Origin of the sequence: Streptomyces sp. R35, assembly GCF_041053035.1 — a bacterium.
In the GTDB taxonomy this organism is placed as follows: domain Bacteria; phylum Actinomycetota; class Actinomycetes; order Streptomycetales; family Streptomycetaceae; genus Streptomyces; species Streptomyces lutosisoli.
Genome location: NZ_CP163440.1, coordinates 2,743,926 through 2,761,560 on the forward strand (window position 1 = coordinate 2,743,926; position 17,635 = coordinate 2,761,560).

The following is a 17,635-nucleotide window of genomic DNA, read 5'->3' on the forward strand; positions in this document are numbered from 1 at the left end:
GTTGACCAGCACCGCTGGAAGAGCCGAGCACCACTCGATTGAGCACTCGGACGAGCGGCTCCGTATTCACTTGCCGAATGCGGAACGGACCGGTCGGGAGGCGGATCTCCGAGAGTCCCGGCAGTCTGGAATGACTCGAAAAAACGCACGTACTTACGGGGGTAGGCTCGACAACGCCGGTGGGCGCCCAGTGCACCGGATATTCGACATGTGGAACATGTGGAGAGGAGCCCTGACCCAGGGTGAGCACCAAGCCGACCACCACAGACCTCGAGTGGACCGAGTTGGACCAGCGGGCCGTCGACACCGCCCGCGTCCTGGCCGCCGATGCCGTACAGAAGGTCGGCAACGGCCATCCCGGTACGGCGATGAGCCTGGCGCCTGCCGCGTACACCCTCTTCCAGAAGGTGATGCGGCACGACCCGGCGGACGCCGACTGGGTCGGACGCGACCGCTTCGTACTGTCCGCGGGCCACTCGTCCCTGACCCTCTACACCCAGCTCTACCTGGCCGGCTTCGGCCTGGAGCTGGACGATCTGAAGGCGTTCCGCACGTGGGGCTCCAAGACTCCGGGTCACCCCGAGTACGGGCACACCACCGGTGTGGAGACGACGACCGGGCCGCTCGGCCAGGGTGTCGCCAACGCCGTGGGCATGGCGATGGCCGCCCGCTACGAGCGCGGTCTGTTCGACCCGGAGGCCGCGCAGGGCGAGTCCCCGTTCGACCACTTCATCTTCGCGATCGCCGGTGACGGCTGCCTCCAGGAGGGCATCTCCGCTGAGGCGTCCTCCATGGCAGGCCACCAGGAGCTCGGCAACCTGATCCTGCTGTGGGACGACAACCACATCTCGATCGAGGGCGACACCGAGACCGCGGTCTCCGAGGACACGGTCAAGCGGTACGAGGCGTACGGCTGGCATGTGCAGCGCGTGGCCCCGAAGCCGGACGGCGACCTGGACCCGCACGCGATCTACAACGCGATCGAGGCCGCGAAGAAGGTGACGGACAAGCCGTCGTTCATCGCGATGCGCTCCATCATCGCCTGGCCGGCGCCGAACGCGCAGAACACCGAGGCCGCGCACGGCTCGGCGCTCGGCGACGACGAGGTCGCGGCAACTAAGCGCGTCCTCGGCTTCGACCCGGAGAAGTCCTTCGAGGTCGCCAACGAGGTTCTCGCGCACACGCGTGAGGCGCTCGACCGCGGTCGTGAGGCCAAGGCCGAGTGGGAGAAGGGCTTCGCCGCCTGGCGCACCGCCAACCCGGAGCGCGCCGCCGAGTACGACCGCATCGCCTCGACCGAACTGCCGGCCGGCTGGGAGGAGAAGCTCCCGGTCTTCGAGGCGGGCAAGGGTGTCGCGACGCGTGCGGCGTCCGGCAAGGTGCTGCAAGCGCTCGGCGCGGTGATTCCCGAGCTGTGGGGCGGCTCCGCCGACCTGGCCGGCTCGAACAACACCACGATCGACAAGACCAGCTCGTTCCTCCCTGCGGACAACCCGCTGCCGGAGGCGGACCCGTACGGTCGCACGATCCACTTCGGTATCCGCGAGCACTCGATGGCCGCGGAGATGAACGGCATCGCGCTGCACGGCAACACCCGTGTCTACGGCGGCACCTTCCTGGTGTTCTCCGACTACATGCGCAACGCCGTGCGCCTGTCGGCCCTCATGCACGCGCCGGTGACGTACGTGTGGACGCACGACTCCATCGGTCTCGGCGAGGACGGCCCGACGCACCAGCCGGTCGAGCACCTGGCCTCGCTGCGCGCCATCCCCGGTCTGAACGTCGTCCGTCCCGCGGACGCCAACGAGACCGCGATCGCCTGGCGCGAGGTCCTCAAGCGCTACACGAAGGTGTTCGGCAAGGGCGCCCCGCACGGTCTCGCGCTGACCCGTCAGGGCGTGCCGACGTACGAGCGCAACGAGGATGCCGCCAAGGGCGGTTACGTGCTGTTCGAGGCCGAGGGCGGCTCGCCCGAGGTCATCCTGATCGGCACCGGCTCGGAGGTGCACGTCGCCGTCGAGGCGCGCGAGCAGCTGCAGGCCGCGGGCGTCCCGACGCGGGTCGTGTCCATGCCGTGTGTGGAGTGGTTCGACGAGCAGGACCAGGCGTACCGGGACAGTGTCCTGCCGCCGTCCGTGAAGGCGCGGGTCTCGGTCGAGGCCGGTATCGGTCTGACCTGGCACCGGTTCGTCGGGGACGCCGGACGCATTGTTTCGCTGGAGCACTTCGGTGCTTCGGCCGACGGCAAGGTGCTCTTCCGCGAATTCGGCTTCACTGCCGAGAACGTCGCCAATGCCGCCCGGGAATCGATCGCCGCAGCCCAGCGCTGACGCTGGTCATACGACACGTAGGAGATGCAATTTCCATGACAGACGCACTCAAGCGCCTCTCCGAGGAAGGCGTCGCGATCTGGCTGGACGACCTGTCGCGCAAGCGGATCACGTCCGGCAATCTCGCCGAACTGATCGACCAGCAGCACGTCGTGGGCGTCACCACCAACCCGTCGATCTTCCAGAAGGCGATCAGCAGCGGTGACGGTTACGAGCAGCAGCTCGCCGACCTCGCCGCCCGCAAGGTCACCGTCGACGAGGCGATCCGCATGATCACGACGGCGGACGTCCGTGACGCCGCCGACATCCTTCGCCCGGTCTACGACGCCACGCAGGGCCAGGACGGCCGGGTCTCCATCGAGGTCGACCCCCGGCTGGCGCACAACACGACGGCGACCATCGCCGAGGCCAAGCAGCTGGCCTGGCTGGTGGACCGTCCGAACACGCTCATCAAGATCCCGGCGACCAAGGCGGGCCTGCCCGCGATCACCGAGGTCATCGGCAGGGGCATCAGCGTCAACGTCACGCTGATCTTCTCGCTGGCGCGCTACCGCGAGGTCATGGACGCGTACCTCGCGGGCCTGGAGAAGGCCAAGGCCGCGGGCCTCGACCTCTCCAAGATCCACTCGGTGGCGTCCTTCTTCGTGTCCCGCGTGGACACCGAGATCGACAAGCGCATCGATGCGCTCGGCACGGACGAGGCCAAGGCCGCCCGCGGCAAGGCCGGGCTCGCCAACGCGCGCCTCGCCTACCAGGCGTACGAGGAGGTCTTCTCCTCCGACCGCTGGGCCGCCCTGGACAAGGCGCAGGCCAACAAGCAGCGTCCGCTGTGGGCCTCGACCGGCGTCAAGGACAAGGCGTACAAGGACACCCTGTACGTCGACGACCTGGTCGCGCCGAACACGGTGAACACCATGCCGGAGGCCACTCTGGAGGCCACCGACGACCACGGCCAGATCACCGGCAACACCATCGCCGGTACGTATGAGCAGTCCCGCGCCGAGCTCGACGCGGTCGAGAAGCTCGGGATCTCGTACGACGACGTGGTCCAGCTGCTGGAGGACGAGGGCGTCGAGAAGTTCGCGGCGTCCTGGAACGACCTGCTCAAGTCCACAGAGGTGGAGCTCCAGCGCCTCGCCCCTTCGGAGGGCTGAAATCTTGTCAAGCAGCAACCCGCTGCGTGACCCCGCAGACCGACGGCTCCCGCGTATCGCGGGGCCGTCGGGCCTGGTCATCTTCGGCGTCACGGGCGATTTGTCACGGAAAAAGCTGATGCCTGCCGTGTACGACCTCGCCAACCGGGGTCTGTTGCCGCCGGGCTTCTCGCTCGTCGGCTTCGCGCGCCGCGAGTGGGCTCACGAGGACTTCGCGCAGGAGGTCCACGACGCCGTCAAGGAACACGCCCGTACGCCGTTCCGCGAGGAGGTCTGGCAGCAGCTCGTCCAGGGCATGCGCTTCGTGCAGGGCACCTTCGACGACGACGACTCCTTCGAGCGGCTGCGCTCCACGATCGACGAGCTGGACAAGGCACAGGGCACGGGCGGCAACTTCGCCTTCTATCTCTCCGTGCCGCCGTCCGCCTTCCCGGTGGTCATCAAGCAGCTGAAGAAGCACAACCTGGCGGACCAGTCGAGCGGCTCCTGGCGCCGTGCGGTCATCGAGAAGCCCTTCGGCCACAACCTCAAGTCGGCCGAGGAGCTCAACTCGGTCGTCCACGAGGTCTTCGCGCCCGACCAGGTCTTCCGCATCGACCACTACCTCGGCAAGGAGACCGTCCAGAACATCCTGGCGCTCCGCTTCGCCAACCAGATGTTCGAGCCGATCTGGAACCGGTCCTTCGTCGACCATGTGCAGATCACCATGGCGGAGGACATCGGCATCGGCGGCCGCGCCGGCTACTACGACGGCATCGGCGCCGCCCGTGACGTCATCCAGAACCACCTGCTCCAGCTGATGGCCCTCACCGCCATGGAGGAGCCCGCCTCCTTCGACGCGGACGCGCTCGCCGCCGAGAAGACCAAGGTCCTCGGCGCGGTGAAGCTGCCGAAGGACCTGGGCAGGAACACGGTCCGCGGGCAGTACGCGACGGGCTGGCAGGGCGGCGAACAGGCCGTCGGCTACCTCCAGGAAGACGGTATCGACCCCAAGTCGAAGACCGACACGTACGCCGCGATCAAGGTGGAGGTGGACAACCGCCGCTGGGCGGGCGTCCCGTTCTACCTGCGCACGGGCAAGCGCCTGGGCCGCCGCGTCACGGAGATCGCGGTCGTCTTCCAGCGCGCCCCGCACTCCCCCTTCGACCACACGGCGACGGAGGAACTGGGCCAGAACGCGATCGTCATCCGCGTCCAGCCCGACGAGGGCATCACGGTCCGCTTCGGCTCCAAGGTGCCCGGCACCTCGATGGAGATCCGGGATGTCTCCATGGACTTCGCGTACGGCGAGTCGTTCACGGAGTCGAGCCCGGAGGCGTACGAGCGTCTGATCCTCGACGTCCTGCTCGGCGACTCGAACCTCTTCCCGCGCACCGAGGAGGTCGAGCTGTCCTGGAAGATCCTCGACCCGATCGAGGAGTACTGGGACAAGCACGGCAAGCCCGCGCAGTATCCCTCGGGCACGTGGGGCCCGGTCGAGGCGGACGAAATGCTCGAGCGAGACGGACGGAGCTGGCGTCGCCCATGAAGACCGATCTCACGGACACCACGGCCAGCAAAATCAACAAGGCGCTCGTGCAGGGCCGCCGCGCCATCGGCACGCCCGCCGTCGGCATGGTGCTCACCCTGGTCATCGTCACCGACGAGGAGAACGCCTACGACGCCCTGAAGGCCGCCAACGACGCCTCGCGCGAACACCCCTCGCGCACCCTCGTGGTCATAAAGCGCGTTTCGCGTTCGCCCCGCGACCGCACGAAGTCGCGTCTGGACGCCGAGGTACGGCTCGGCGTCGAGGCCGGCACCGGCGAGACGGTGGTGCTGCGCCTGTACGGCGAGGTCGCGGGCCACGCCGACTCGGTCGTCCTGCCCCTGCTGCTGCCGGACGCCCCCGTCGTCGTCTGGTGGCCGGTGAGCGCGCCGGTCGACCCGGCCAATGACCCGCTGGGCGCTCTCGCCCAGCGCCGGGTCACCGACACCTACGCGGCGGAGGCGCCGGTACGCGAGCTCAGCGCCCGCGCCGACGCCTACACCCCGGGCGACACCGACCTCTCCTGGACCCGCATCACGCCGTGGCGCTCGATGCTGGCCGCGGCCCTGGACCAGGTCGCCTGCGAGGTGGAGGCGGTCGAGGTGGAGGGCGAGGAGTTCAACCCGAGCTGCGAGCTGCTCGCCATGTGGCTCGCCGACCGCCTCGACGTCCCCGTCAAGCGCTCCACGTCCTCCGGCCCCGGCCTCACCGCCGTCCGGCTGGGCACGAGCTGCGGCCCGATCGTCCTGGACCGCGCCGACGGCTCCCTGGCGACGTTGTCCATCCAGGGCCAGCCCGACCGTGCGGTGGCGCTCAAGCGCCGCGAGACGTCCGAGCTGATCGCGGAGGAGCTGCGCCGCCTCGACCCGGACGACACCTACGCGTCGGCGCTGCGGTACGGGGTGCACCGGCTGAACGCGACGGCGGCGGAGTCCTCCGAGGAGGGCGCGGCGCCGGGCGCGGTCAAGACCGCGGCGAAGCCCGCGACAAAGGCCACTGCCCCTGCCAAGAAGGCCGCCGCCAAGAGGCCTCCCGCGAAGAAGGCGGCAGCCAAGTGAGTACTCCGCAGCTCGTCGTCCACCACGACAAGGAGCTGATGGCCCAGGCCGCCGCGGCCCGGCTGATCACGAAGATCGTGGACGCGCAGGCCTCGCGCGGCTACGCCTCGGTCGTGCTCACGGGCGGCCGCAACGGCAACGGGCTCCTCGCGGCGCTCGCGGCCGCGCCCGCCCGGGACGCCATCGACTGGGGCCGCCTCGACCTGTGGTGGGGCGACGAGCGGTACCTGCCCGAGGGCGACCCGGACCGCAACGACACACAGGCCCGTGCGGCTCTGCTGGACGCGGTGCCGCTGGACCCCGCGCGGGTGCATCCGATGCCCGCGTCCGACGGTCCGTACGGCGCCGACGTGGACGCGGCGGCGGAGGCGTACGCCGCGGAGCTCGCGAAGTCCGCGGGGCCGGAGAACCACAGCTCGGCGCCGGCCTTCGACGTCCTGATGCTGGGCGTCGGCCCGGACACCCATGTGGCGTCGCTCTTCCCGGAGCTGCCCGCCGTGCGGGAGACGGAGCGGATGGTGGTGGGCGTGCACGGCGCGCCGAAGCCGCCGCCGACCCGGATCTCGCTCACGCTTCCCGCGATCCGCTCCGCCCGCGAGGTGTGGCTGCTGGCGGCGGGCGAGGACAAGGCCCAGGCCGCGGCGATCGCCCTGTCGGGCGCGGGCGAGATCCAGGCCCCGGCCGCCGGCGCCTACGGCCGCTCCCGCACCCTGTGGCTGCTGGACGACGCGGCGGCTTCCCAACTGCCCCGGTCGCTGTATCCGCCTGCTTCGCCCTGAATTCTGAACCCACCAGAAGGCCCCAGGTCAGCGACCTGGGGCCTTCCGTGTCCATGGAGACCGCCGCTTCGCTGGGGGCTGCGCCCCCAGACCCCCGCTAAAAGATTGCGCAGTTCCCCCGCGCCCCTTAAGGGGCGCGGGGAACTGCGCGAACGGCCCCCACCCACCCGCAGCCGACGAACCGGCCCACGGGGTCTGGGGCGGAGCCCCAGAAGGATGGGACGGGTAGGGGCGGCGGGGGCGAAAACCCCCTCGGGCCCCGTCACTTCACCGACCCCGCCATCACCCCCTGCACAAAGTGCCGCTGGAAGGCGAAGAACACGACCACCGGTACCACCAGGGACAGGAACGCCCCGGGCGCGAGCACATCGATATTGCTCCCGAACTGCCGTATCTGCGACTGGAGTTGAACTGTCAGCGGCTGTGATGAGCTGTCGGCGAAGAGCAGCGCGACCAGCATGTCGTTCCACACCCAGAGGAACTGGAAGATGGCCAGGCTGGCGATGGCCGGCCGTCCCACGGGCAGCACGAGCCGCGTGAAGATACGCCACTCGGTGCCCCCGTCCATGCGCGCCGCCTCCAGCATCTCCTTCGGCATCTCGGCGAAGTAGTTCCGCAGCAGGAAGATCGCGAACGGCAGCCCGTACGACACGTGGAAGAGCACCACCCCCGGAATCGTGCCGAACAGGCCCAGCTGCCCGAAGAGTTTGGCCACCGGCAACAATCCGATCTGGACCGGCACCACCAACAGCGCGACCACCAGCAGGAAGAGCGGTTCGCGCCCCGGGAAGTCCAGCCACGCGAAGGCGTATCCGGCGAGTGCGGCAAGGACGACGACGAGGAAGGTCGCCGGGACGGAGATCAGCACGGTGTTCCAGAACGCCCGCGTCATCCCCGAATTGCCCAGCAGCGCCGAGTAGTTGTCGAAGGACAGCTGCCCAGGACTCCGCAACGCGGTCCACCAGCCGCCCTTCGCGGTGTCCTGCGCGGACCGCAGCGAGGACACGAACAGTCCCGCGAGCGGGGTGAGCCACACCAGCCCCACGACGACGAGAAACGCCTGCACCAGGCTGTTGCCGAGCCCTCGCCTGAGCGCGTTCATCGTTGACTCCCTCGGAAACGGCGGACGTTGAAGACCATGGCGGGGATGACCAGGAGCAGGAGCAGCACACCGAGCGCGCTGCCCAGGCCCTGGTTGTTGCCGCCGCCGAAGGACACCAGCCACATCTGGGTGGCCAGCACGGTGGCGTCCTCCTGCACCGGACCCGGCGCGATGATGTAGACGAGGTCGAAGACCTTCATCACGTTGATCACCAGGGTCACGAAGACCACGGTGAGGACGGGCGCGAGCAGCGGCACAGTGATCCGGCGGAAGATCTGCCACTCGTTCGCGCCGTCCATCCGCGCCGCCTCCAGCGCGTCGCGCGGCAGCGCGGCGAGCCCCGCGCCGATCAGGACCATGGCGAAGCCGGTCCAGATCCACAGGTAGGCGCCGATGATGGCGGGCGTGACGAGCGCGGGGCCCAGCCAGGAGACGCCCTGGTACGGCGGGGCGAAGTTCGACGCCGGCAGCCGCACGGAGTACGAGCCCGAGCCGAGGTCCTGGAAGCGGAAGGAGCCGTCGGCCGCGGTGGTGGTGCTCGCGACCGTCTCTCCGTCGCGCACCGCCTCGACCTTCATCTCCGGCAGCCCGCTCTCCTGGCGGTCGACCTTGCCCTGCTGCCCTCCCCCGCCGCGCGTGAAGTCCAGGTAGACGACACCGCGCAGTTCGTCGGAGGCCGCCTTCCGCGCCGCCGCCGGGTACGCGGGTCGCGCGCCCTGCGGCAGGTCCTTCGGGAGTACGCCGACCAGACCGACGTCGACGGTGTGGCCGGGGGACGCCGTGGCGGTCGTACGGTACGAGCCGTCGGCCCCCTTGGTCAGGCCCTGGCCGTCGCGGGCGCGGGCGGTCGGGTACGAGGACGTGCCCGTGAAGGCGTCGTGCACGGAGACGACGGCGGCGTTCAGGACGCCCTTGTCGGGGTCCTCGTCGTAAGCGAGCCGGAAGATGATGCCCGCGGCGAGGAAGGAGACGGCCATCGGCATGAAGAGCAGCAGCTTGAACGCCGTTGCCCAGCGCACCTTTTCGACGAGGACGGCGAGGACGAGGCCGAGCCCGGTGAGCAGGGTCGGTGCGACGACCACCCAGATCGCGGTGTTGCGGACGGCCTTGAGCGTGGCGGGGTCGCGGAACATCTCGGTGTAGTTGTCGCCGCCCACGAACCGGGTGCCGGAGGCGTCGAAGAAGCTGCGGCCCACCGAGAACAGCACCGGGTAGACGACGAGCGCGCCGAGCAGGAGCAGGGCGGGGAAGACGAAGGCGAGAGCGACGATCCGGCCGCGTCGCCGGGCCCGCCGCCGGCGGTCGGCCATGCTGACCGGCGGCGGGCTCGCCTCTTTGAGGAGTGTGGCGGTCATGGTGATCAGCCCTGGTACGCCTTGGCCGCCGCGCTCTCGAGCTCGGCCGCGGTCCCCTTCGGGTCGGACGGGTCGCGCAGGAAGTCCTGGAGGATCTTCCACTCGCCGGCGCCCTTGGTGCCGCCGAACGCGGCCGGGGCCTGGTCGGACATGTCGAAGCGGACCGAATCCCCGGCGGCGACCAGGGACTTGGCGGTCTCGCGGGTGACGTCGTCGCCGTAGGAGGAGAGGGCGAGCTTCTTGTTCGGGGAGAGGAAGCCGCCCGCCTCGGCCCAGACCGCCGACGCTTCGGGGGTCGCCAGGTACTCCAGGAACTGCTGGGCGGCCTTCTGGTTCTTGCCGTCCTTCAGGACGACGGCCGCGTCGCCGCCGCTGACGACGGGCGCCTTGCCGTCGCCGACCGGGGGGAAGGGGAAGAAGTTGGCGTCCTCGCCGATCTTCTTGCCGAACTGGTCCTTGGCGACCCCGGCCACGAAGTCGCCCTCGTAGACCATGCCGGCCTCGGGCTTGGGCCCGAAGACCTTCTCGACGGAGCCGGGGAAGTCGGTGTTCAGCGCCTCCTTCTGGCCGCCGGCTATCAGCTGCTTGTCCTTGAAGAGCTTGCCGAGGGTGGTGAGGGCGTCGACCACGGTCGGGTCGGTCCACTTGATCTTGTGGGCGGCCAGGGCGTCGTACTTCTCGGGTCCGGCCTGGGAGAGATAGATGTTCTCGAACCAGTCGGTGAGCGTCCAGCCGTCCTGCCCGGCGACGGAGAAGGCCGCGAGGCCCGACTCGGAGACGGTGTGCCCGGCCTTCAGCATCGCGTCGTACGACGTCGGCGGCTTGACGCCCGCCTGGTCGAGGGCGTCGGGGCTGTACCAGACGGTCGACTTGTGGGCGGCCTTGAAGTAGAGGCCGTACAGGGTGCCGTCGACGCTGCCGTAGTTCTTCCACACGCTCGCGTAGTTGCTGTCGACGGACTGCTGGGTCGTCTTGGACAGCGGCTTGAGCCAGCCCTCCTTCGCGAACTGCTGGAGCACGCCGACCTGCGGGACCATCACGACGTCGGGAGCGTTGCCGCCCTCGATCTTGCTGCCGACGACGGTGGAGACGTTGTCGCCGGTGGACATGAACTGGGTCTTGGCGCCGCTCTTCTCGCTGAAGGCGTCCAGGACCTTCTGGAAGTTCTTCTGCTCACTGCCGGACCAGACACCGGCCACGGTGATCGTCTGGCCGCTGAGCGACTTGCCGCCACCGCCTGCGGAGACGGGGCCGCCTCCGCAGGCGGTCGCGCCGAGGGCGAGGGCAAGGGCGGTGCAGCTCGCGAGCAGGGTCGTACGTCGTCGCATCATCGTTGATGTCCCTTCGAAGGTATGGGAATTGACGGGCAATCAGGAGAGGGGGTGGCTATCAGGAGGGGTGGGCTCAGGGGTTGGTGCAGTCGCTGATCCACCAGGCGGCCGTCGAGCCGGGCAGGACGCCGGGCGCGCAGGGGCCGCTGGACAGCAGCGGGGTGCCGGAGACCGGCGCGGGCATCGGTGCCGTACCGAAGTTGACGGCACAGACCAGGCCGTCGCCGCGGACGAAGCCGAGGACGCCGGGCTGGGTGTCCAGCCAGCGCAGCGCGCCCTCGCCCAACTGGGGTAGTCCTGCGCGCAGTTGGAGTCCGTCGCGGTAGAGGTGCCAGAAGGAGCGGGTGTCGGCGAGGGCGCGGTCGGTGGCGTACTCGGCGAAGTAGGCGGGCTGCGGAAGCCACGGCTTGGCGCTCTCGACGCCCGAGGTGAAGCCGAACGGCGAGGCGTGCCCCGACCACGGCAGGGGCACCCGGCAGCCGTCGCGGATCCGGGCGCGGCTGCCGGTCCTGCGGAAGATCGGGTCGGTGAGCACGTCGTCGGGCAGGTCGACGACCTCGGGGAGTCCGAGTTCCTCGCCCTGGTAGATGTACGCGGCTCCGGGCAGCGCCAGCATCAGCAGCGCGGCGGCGCGGGCGCGGGCGGCGCCCAGGCCGCTTCCCTCGGTGCCGAGTTCGCCGTAGCGGGTGACCGTGCGGACCTGGTCGTGATTGTTGAGCACCCAGGTGACCGTGGAGCCGGTGCCGGCGATGTCCTGCATGGCCTCGGATATGACCTTGCGGAAGGCGTCGGCGTTCCAGGGGGCGCTGAGCAGGTCGAAGAAGAAGGCCTGGTGCAGCTCGTCGTGGCGTACGTACTGGGCGTGTTCGCGGGCGGTCGGCACGGAGACCTCGCCCACGAGCAGCCGTTCCTGGCTGTCGCGGGCGGTGTACTCCTCGCACACCGACCGCCAGTGGCGCCAGACGTCGTGCACCTCGGGCTGGTTCCAGGCGAGCGGGTTGACCGAGTCGCGGGTGCGGGCGTCGGCCTCCGGGTCGGACGAGTCCGGGAGGTCGGGATGCTTGTAGAGGCCGGCGGCCACGTCGATGCGGAAGCCGTCGACGCCCCGGTCGAGCCAGAAGCGCAGTACGTGGTCGAAGTGGGCGCCGACCTCGGGGTTGCGCCAGTTCAGGTCGGGCTGCTCGGGCGTGAACATGTGCAGGTACCACTGGCCCGGGGTGCCGTCCTGCTCGGTGACCCGGCTCCAGGCGGGGCCGCCGAACATGGCGTGCCAGTTGTTGGGCGGCTCGGCCCCGTCCGGGCCCCGGCCGTCGGCGAAGTGGAAGCGGGCGCGGGTCGCGCTGCCCGGCGCCGAGACCAGCGCCTCCTGGAACCACGGGTGCTCGCTGGAGCAGTGGTTGGGGACGATGTCCAGGAGCACCTTGACGCCGAGGCGCCGGGCGTCCGTCATCAGCAGGTCGAACTCGGCGAGGTCGCCGAAGAGCGGGTCCACGTCGCAGTAGTCGGCGACGTCGTAGCCGTGGTCGTGCTGCGGCGAGGGATAGAAGGGGCTCAGCCAGATGCCGTCGACCCCGAGCTTCTTCAGATACGGCAGTCCGGCCCGGACTCCGGCGAGATCGCCGATACCGTCCCCGGTGCTGTCCAGAAAACTCCGGACATACACCTGGTAGATCACTGCGTCGCGCCACCAGCGGTGCGTGTTGAGCTTCACCCGTTGACCTGTCTGTGCGTGCCTCCGGTTATGCATGCATGTTAAGTAGGCATGTCGCACGGGTGTCAACGAATAGGTTTCGCGTATCTGGAAGTTGGGACTTTATATGCCGACTTTTCCACCCACTGAGGCAGAAGATGAGACGAGCGCGTTACCTAACATGTAACTAGGAGCCGTCGAGCGCGACGGAAAGAGGGCTCAGCCTCGGCGAGAGATGTCGGCAAGCTCGCGCGCCAGTCGGCGCACCGCTGCCTCGGGCGTCTCGTGGCCCGTCAGCGCGTCGTGCACGACCGCCTGCACCACCAGGCTGACCTGGTCGTATCGGGGACTCTTGGGGCGCGGCGCCGCCGCGAGGACGCTCGCGCGCAGCGTCGGCAGATACGGGAACTCCCGGATCAGCTCCGGGTCCTGGTAGAGGTCGGCCCGTACGGGCGGCAGCGCGCCGCGCGTGAGGACCTGCCGCTGCACCCGCTCGCTGGTGAGGTACGCGATCAGGCGCGCCGCGGAGTCGGGGTGCCGGGCATGCGCGTTGACCGCGAGATTGGAGCCGCCGAGCACGCTCGTCCCCGGCCCGTCGGGTCCGGGCAGCGGCACCGCGCCGACCTTCCCGGCGACGGCCGAGCCCTTGGCGGAGGCGCTGACGTAGGCGTACGGCCAGTTGCGCAGGAAGAGGAGGTGGCCGTCCTGGAAGGCCTGTTTGGACTCCTGCTCCTTGTACATGAGCGCCTTCTTCGGGATCCAGCCGTCGCGTACGCCGCGGGCGAGGAAGCCGATGCCCTCGCGGGCGGCCGCGGAGTCGACGGTGACGCGCTCGCCCTCGTCACCGAGGATCGTGCCGCCCGCCGAGTAGACCGCCTCGGCGGCGTTCACCGTGAGCCCCTCGTAGGGCAGGAACTGGCCCGCGTAACCGTCGAGTCCGTACTTCGGCGCGATGGTCTTCGCCTGTTTCTCCAGCTCGGCCCAGGTGCGCGGGGGCGCGACGCCCTCCTTGGCCAGGATGTCCTTGCGGTAGAGGAGCAGTCCGGCGTTGGTGACGTACGGGACGGCGTACAGCCTTCCGTCGTACCTCGCCGTGTCCACGACCGGCTGCAGGAAGCTGCCCTGCGGGAAGCGGTCCCGCGGCAGCGGGGAGATCCAGCCCGCGGCGGCGAACTCCGAGGTCCAGGCGACGTCGATGTTGAGGACGTCGAAGCGGCTCCGGTCGCCGCCGCGCAGGTCGGTGGTCATCTGCGCGTGGGTCTCGTCCGCGGAGTCCGGGAGTTCGACGAGGGTGACCTTCTCGCCGGGGTGGGTGCGGTTCCAGCCGTCGAGCAGCGGCCCCAGATAGTTGGTCAGGTCACCGGCGGTGGCCAGCGTGAGCGGACCGCGGCCGCCGCCCTGCGCCCGGTCGGCCTGGGCGCCCGAGGCGACGTAACCGGACAGGACCACCGCCGCGACCAGGAGGCCCCTACCGGCGGCGCGTATCCACCGCATAGGTTCCTCCCTGTACACCGGCGCCGGGCACCTTCGCCCGGAGTCAGAGGCCATGTATACCTGTTAGGTATGGGCGATACTAGGGCCTGCGGCACATTGGCCTCGGGCACGTGGGCCTGCGGCACATGACAAGGATGCGGGGAGGAGAGCACGAGTGCGGCTGTCCCTCCTGGCCCTGCTGGCGCGCGGACCCGCCCACGGCTACGAGCTCAAGCAGGGCCTTGAGCAACTGCTGGGTGCCGCGTACCCTCAGCCGAACGTCGGCCAGATCTATGTGACGCTCGGCCGCCTCGAGAAGTCGGGACTGATCGAGGGCGAGGAAGTCGAGCAGTCGAGCCGGCCCAACAAGAAGATCTATCACCTCACCGACGCCGGGCGTGAGGCGCTGCGCGCCTGGTACGAGGAGACGGCGGACGAACCGCGCGTACGGGACGAGTTCTTCATGAAGCTCGCGCTGGCACCGCAGACCGGTCTCGCCGACCAGATCGCCCTGATCAACAAGCAGCGGCGCCAGTATCTGAACACCATGCGCGATCTGTCGAAGCTCGCCGCCGCCGAGAACCGGGACAACCGCATCTCCCAGCTGCTCATCGAGGGCGCCATGCTGCATCTGCAGGCCGATCTCGACTGGCTGGAGCGCTGCCAGGAGGAGTTGGAGGAGCAGGAATGAGCCGCACCGCTCCTTCGCCGCGCCCCGAGGACGTTTCCGCCGAGGACGCCCCTGTGCTGCGCGCCGAGGGCCTGGTCAAGACCCACTACGGCGAGGGTGCGCCCGCGTATGCCGTGCGTGGCGTGGACCTCTCCGTACGGAAAGGCGAGTTCGTGGCCGTCACCGGTCCGTCCGGTGCCGGGAAGTCGACCCTGCTGCATCTGCTCGGCGGGCTCCAGCGCCCGGATTCCGGCAGCGTCTGGCTGGACGGCGAGTGCACGGACGCGTACAGCGAGGCGCGCTGGGCGGTCGAACGCCGGCGCCGTATCGGCATCGTCTTCCAGTTCTTCAACCTGGTGTCGAACCTGTCGGTCGCCGACAACGTCGAGCTGCCCGCCCTGCTCGCCGGCCTCTCCCCCAAGCAGGCGCGCGCCGAGCGCGAGACGCTCCTCGCCGAGCTGGGTCTGGAGGGCAAGGAGCGCAGCATGCCGGGCGAGCTGTCCGGCGGCGAGCAGCAGCGCGTCGCGCTCGCGCGGGCCCTGGTCAACCATCCGCCCCTGCTGCTCGCCGACGAGCCCGCGGGCAGCCTCGACAGCAAGGGCACCCGCGAGGTGACCCGGCTGCTGTCCCGCTTTCACCAGCGCGGCCAGACCATCGTGCTGGTCACCCACGACGCACGGCTCGCGAGCTCCGCGGACCGGGTGATCAGCTTCTTCGACGGCCGCATCGCCGACGACGCGGAACTCGACGGCACGCCGTCGCGGGGCGTGGGGATATCCGGCGTGCTGGAACTGAAGGACTGAGCCGCTGTGCGCAAGCCTCCGCCGACGAACCGGTCCCTAGTACGCGAGCCGAGAGGCTGAGCCGGGATGCGGGCCACTCTGCGCTGGGCGCACGCCGATCTGCGCACGCATCGGGGCGAGGCGCTGTTCATCGTGCTCGCCACCGCCGGGATCGTCGCCTCGCTGCTGCTGGCCACGGCGCTCTTCGGGTACGCGACCAACCCCTGGCAGCGCGTCTTCGCCCAGTCGCACGGCGCGCACGTGTGGATCCACACCGGCCCGTCGGCCGATGCGGACAGGCTCGCCGATCTGGACGGAGTCGAGTCCGTCGCGGGCCCGTACCCCACCACCGCCGCCACGGTCGAGTCGCGTGGCACCCGCGCCTCCGTCGAACTGCGCGGCACCGTCGAACCACCCACCACCGGCCGCCCGCTCCTCGACTCCGGCCGCTGGCTGGACCCCGCCAGGCCGGACGGCGTGGTGCTGGAGAGCAGCCTCGCCCGGGCGCTGTGGGCCGAGCCGGGCGACATCCTCACCGTGCCCGGCACCGCACGGACCCTGACCGTCCTGGGCGTCGCCGACAGCGCCGAGCCCCGCTACAGCCCGGGCGAGCGCTCGGGCCTCGTGTGGGCGCTGCCGTCCGCCGTGCAGCGCACGGCCGGGCCCACCGGCCAGGTGATCGGGCTGCGGCTGGCCGATCCCGGCGACACGGACTACGCCGTCCAGCGGGCCGTCACCCTCCTGGGCGCCGGAGCGGTCACCGAGGTCTCCCACTGGCAGCAGGCGCGGGCCGAGGCCCAGGGCGACAACCGACTGCTGGGGCAGGTACTGGGCCTGTTCGGCCTCGGCGCGCTGCTCGCCGCCGCGCTCGCCGTGCACGGCGCGATCGGCACCCGTATCCGCGGCCATCTGCGGGACATCTCGGTGCTGAAAGCGATCGGTTTCACGCCCGGCCAGGTGGTGCGGATCTTCCTGCTCCAGCACGTGGCGTTCGCGCTGCTGGGCGCCGTGCTGGCCGCCGCGCTCTGCGAGACGCTGGGCAGCCGGGTTCCGGGGCGTCTAGGCGACGCGGTCGGTGTGTGGCAGGGGCTCCCGGGGCACACGGCGGCACTCTTCGCGATACCCGTGGCCGCGGTGTTGTTCATCGCCGCGACGACAGGACTCGCGGCCTGGCGCGCCGGGCGGGTGCCTCCGGTGCCCGGGTTGCGGGCCGCAGCGCCGCTCGGCGGGCGGCTGTCGGGCCTGGCGCGCGGGGCGCTCGGGCTGCGGCTGCCGTCCGCGCTGGTCCTGGGCTGGCACAAGGCGTTCACACGACGGCCTCGCTCGCTGGCCACGATCGCCCGGCTCGCGCTGCCGCTGCTGCTGATCGTGGTGGCCATGAGCGCGTGGACGACCATCGACCGCTTCCACAGCAGGCCCGATCAGATCGGTCTCGCGGCCGCGCTCACGGTGCGGGCGGACGAGAACCTGAGCGATGCGGACGTACGGGCCCTGCTGGCCAAGAACCCGCAGGTCACCGCCGTCCACCCGGGCGTCGAGGTGGCCGCCCTGGTCCCCGGCCAGACGGGCATGATCGCGCTGCGCGGGCTCGGCACCCACCAGGATCCGTACCCGTTCTCACTGGCCGAGGGCCGCCCCGCACGCGGCCCCGACGAGGCGGTGGCCGGTCAGGGACTGCTCGACCTGCTGGACGTCCACGTCGGCGACTGGGTGCGGATCACGGTGGGCGAACAGCCGCAGATCCTGCACATCGTGGGGCGCAGCATCGAGCCGGAGAACGGCGGCCGGGTCATCTCGACCTCGCTCGACACCCTCCGCGAGAACGACCCCGACCTCCGGCCGACCCTCTACCAACTCCAGCTGCGTCCCGGCGCCGACCCGCACAAGGCGGCCACCGAGCTGGCCACGGCCGCCCACGGACGCTTCGACGTGCACACCGTGACCAACCCGGCCGACGGGCTCTCGCCGCTGCGCGGGGTCGTCGCGGGGCTGATCGCCGTACTGGCCCTGATCGGGCTCATCGAGCTGCTCACCGCGATCGGCGGCACCGTGCGCGAGGGCGAGCGGGATCTGCTGGCGCTGAAGGCGATCGGGCTGACTCCGCGGCAGATCACCGCGGTCACCGTGACGGCGACGGGGTGCACGGCCCTGGCAGCGGTCCTCGTGGCTACGGCGCTGGGGGTGCCCCTCGCGCACTGGCTGATCGACGCCCAGGGCAGATCGAGCGGCATCGGCGCCGGCATCGCCCAGGGGCCGTCCTCCGTGCTTCTCCTGATGTTCGGCACGGCCGCCGTGCTGGGCGCCGCCGCACTCGCCGCCCTGCCCGCGGCGCGAGCGGCCCGTCGGCGACTGGCGGACACGCTCAGCGCGGTGGCCTGAGCCC

The 17,635-nt window shown here is 70.3% G+C and carries 13 protein-coding genes; 8 read left to right on the forward strand and 5 right to left on the reverse strand.

Annotation, left to right across the window (positions count from 1 at the left end):
• Positions 1–242: 242 nt before the first annotated feature.
• Genes tkt through pgl form a run of 5 tightly spaced genes read left to right on the forward strand, consistent with a single transcriptional unit; the run spans position 243 to position 6,849 of the window.
• Positions 243–2,330, forward strand: coding sequence for a transketolase (tkt, locus tag AB5J50_RS12790; protein WP_369257636.1), 2,088 nt, complete (start codon positions 243–245; stop codon positions 2,328–2,330).
• A 35-nt stretch (positions 2,331–2,365) separates the two neighbouring features.
• The gene (tal, locus tag AB5J50_RS12795) at positions 2,366–3,484 is read left to right on the forward strand and encodes a transaldolase (RefSeq protein WP_327427842.1); all 1,119 of its coding nucleotides are present in this window, start codon (positions 2,366–2,368) and stop codon (positions 3,482–3,484) included.
• A gap of 4 nt (positions 3,485–3,488) precedes the next feature.
• Positions 3,489–5,012, forward strand: a complete 1,524-nt coding sequence (gene zwf, locus AB5J50_RS12800) for a glucose-6-phosphate dehydrogenase (protein WP_369257638.1) — start codon at positions 3,489–3,491, stop codon at positions 5,010–5,012.
• Entirely contained in the window at positions 5,009–6,070 is a 1,062-nt protein-coding gene (opcA, locus tag AB5J50_RS12805; RefSeq protein ID WP_369257640.1) for a glucose-6-phosphate dehydrogenase assembly protein OpcA, read from the forward strand. Before zwf ends, opcA begins: the two co-directional genes overlap by 4 nt.
• Positions 6,067–6,849: a 6-phosphogluconolactonase gene (gene pgl, locus AB5J50_RS12810; protein ID WP_369257642.1), complete on the forward strand. Its 783-nt coding sequence runs from the start codon at positions 6,067–6,069 to the stop codon at positions 6,847–6,849. The genes opcA and pgl overlap by 4 nt, the downstream gene beginning before the upstream one ends.
• A 262-nt stretch (positions 6,850–7,111) precedes the next feature.
• Here pgl and AB5J50_RS12815 read toward each other — a convergent pair whose 3' ends face one another.
• The 5 genes from AB5J50_RS12815 to AB5J50_RS12835 all read right to left on the reverse strand — a co-directional run bounded on the left by AB5J50_RS12815 (position 7,112) and on the right by AB5J50_RS12835 (position 13,821).
• A complete protein-coding gene (locus AB5J50_RS12815) occupies positions 7,112–7,951 on the reverse strand; it encodes a carbohydrate ABC transporter permease (protein WP_327427846.1) in 840 nt (279 codons plus the stop codon).
• Positions 7,948–9,306, reverse strand: coding sequence for an ABC transporter permease subunit (locus tag AB5J50_RS12820; RefSeq protein WP_369257645.1), 1,359 nt, complete (start codon positions 9,304–9,306; stop codon positions 7,948–7,950). The genes AB5J50_RS12815 and AB5J50_RS12820 overlap by 4 nt, the downstream gene beginning before the upstream one ends.
• Positions 9,307–9,311: 5 nt before the next feature.
• Positions 9,312–10,637 (reverse strand): ABC transporter substrate-binding protein, encoded by a 1,326-nt coding sequence (locus AB5J50_RS12825; RefSeq protein ID WP_369257647.1) that lies wholly within the window; start codon positions 10,635–10,637, stop codon positions 9,312–9,314.
• Positions 10,638–10,710: 73 nt separating this feature from the next.
• Positions 10,711–12,384 (reverse strand): glycoside hydrolase family 13 protein, encoded by a 1,674-nt coding sequence (locus AB5J50_RS12830; RefSeq protein ID WP_369257649.1) that lies wholly within the window; start codon positions 12,382–12,384, stop codon positions 10,711–10,713.
• 162 nt (positions 12,385–12,546) lie between these two features.
• On the reverse strand, positions 12,547–13,821 hold the full coding sequence (locus AB5J50_RS12835) for an ABC transporter substrate-binding protein (protein ID WP_369257651.1): 1,275 nt from the start codon (positions 13,819–13,821) through the stop codon (positions 12,547–12,549).
• Between the two features lie 154 nt (positions 13,822–13,975).
• On the opposite strand from AB5J50_RS12835, the gene AB5J50_RS12840 reads away from it, so the two are divergent.
• The 3 genes from AB5J50_RS12840 to AB5J50_RS12850 all read left to right on the forward strand — a co-directional run bounded on the left by AB5J50_RS12840 (position 13,976) and on the right by AB5J50_RS12850 (position 17,631).
• Positions 13,976–14,491 carry a PadR family transcriptional regulator gene (locus AB5J50_RS12840; RefSeq protein ID WP_369257653.1) on the forward strand — a complete coding sequence of 172 codons (516 nt, stop codon included), beginning with the start codon at positions 13,976–13,978 and terminating at the stop codon, positions 14,489–14,491.
• A complete protein-coding gene (locus tag AB5J50_RS12845) occupies positions 14,488–15,273 on the forward strand; it encodes an ABC transporter ATP-binding protein (protein WP_369257655.1) in 786 nt (261 codons plus the stop codon). Before AB5J50_RS12840 ends, AB5J50_RS12845 begins: the two co-directional genes overlap by 4 nt.
• A 66-nt stretch (positions 15,274–15,339) precedes the next feature.
• The gene (locus AB5J50_RS12850) at positions 15,340–17,631 is read left to right on the forward strand and encodes an ABC transporter permease (protein WP_369257657.1); all 2,292 of its coding nucleotides are present in this window, start codon (positions 15,340–15,342) and stop codon (positions 17,629–17,631) included.
• Positions 17,632–17,635: the final 4 nt, after the last annotated feature.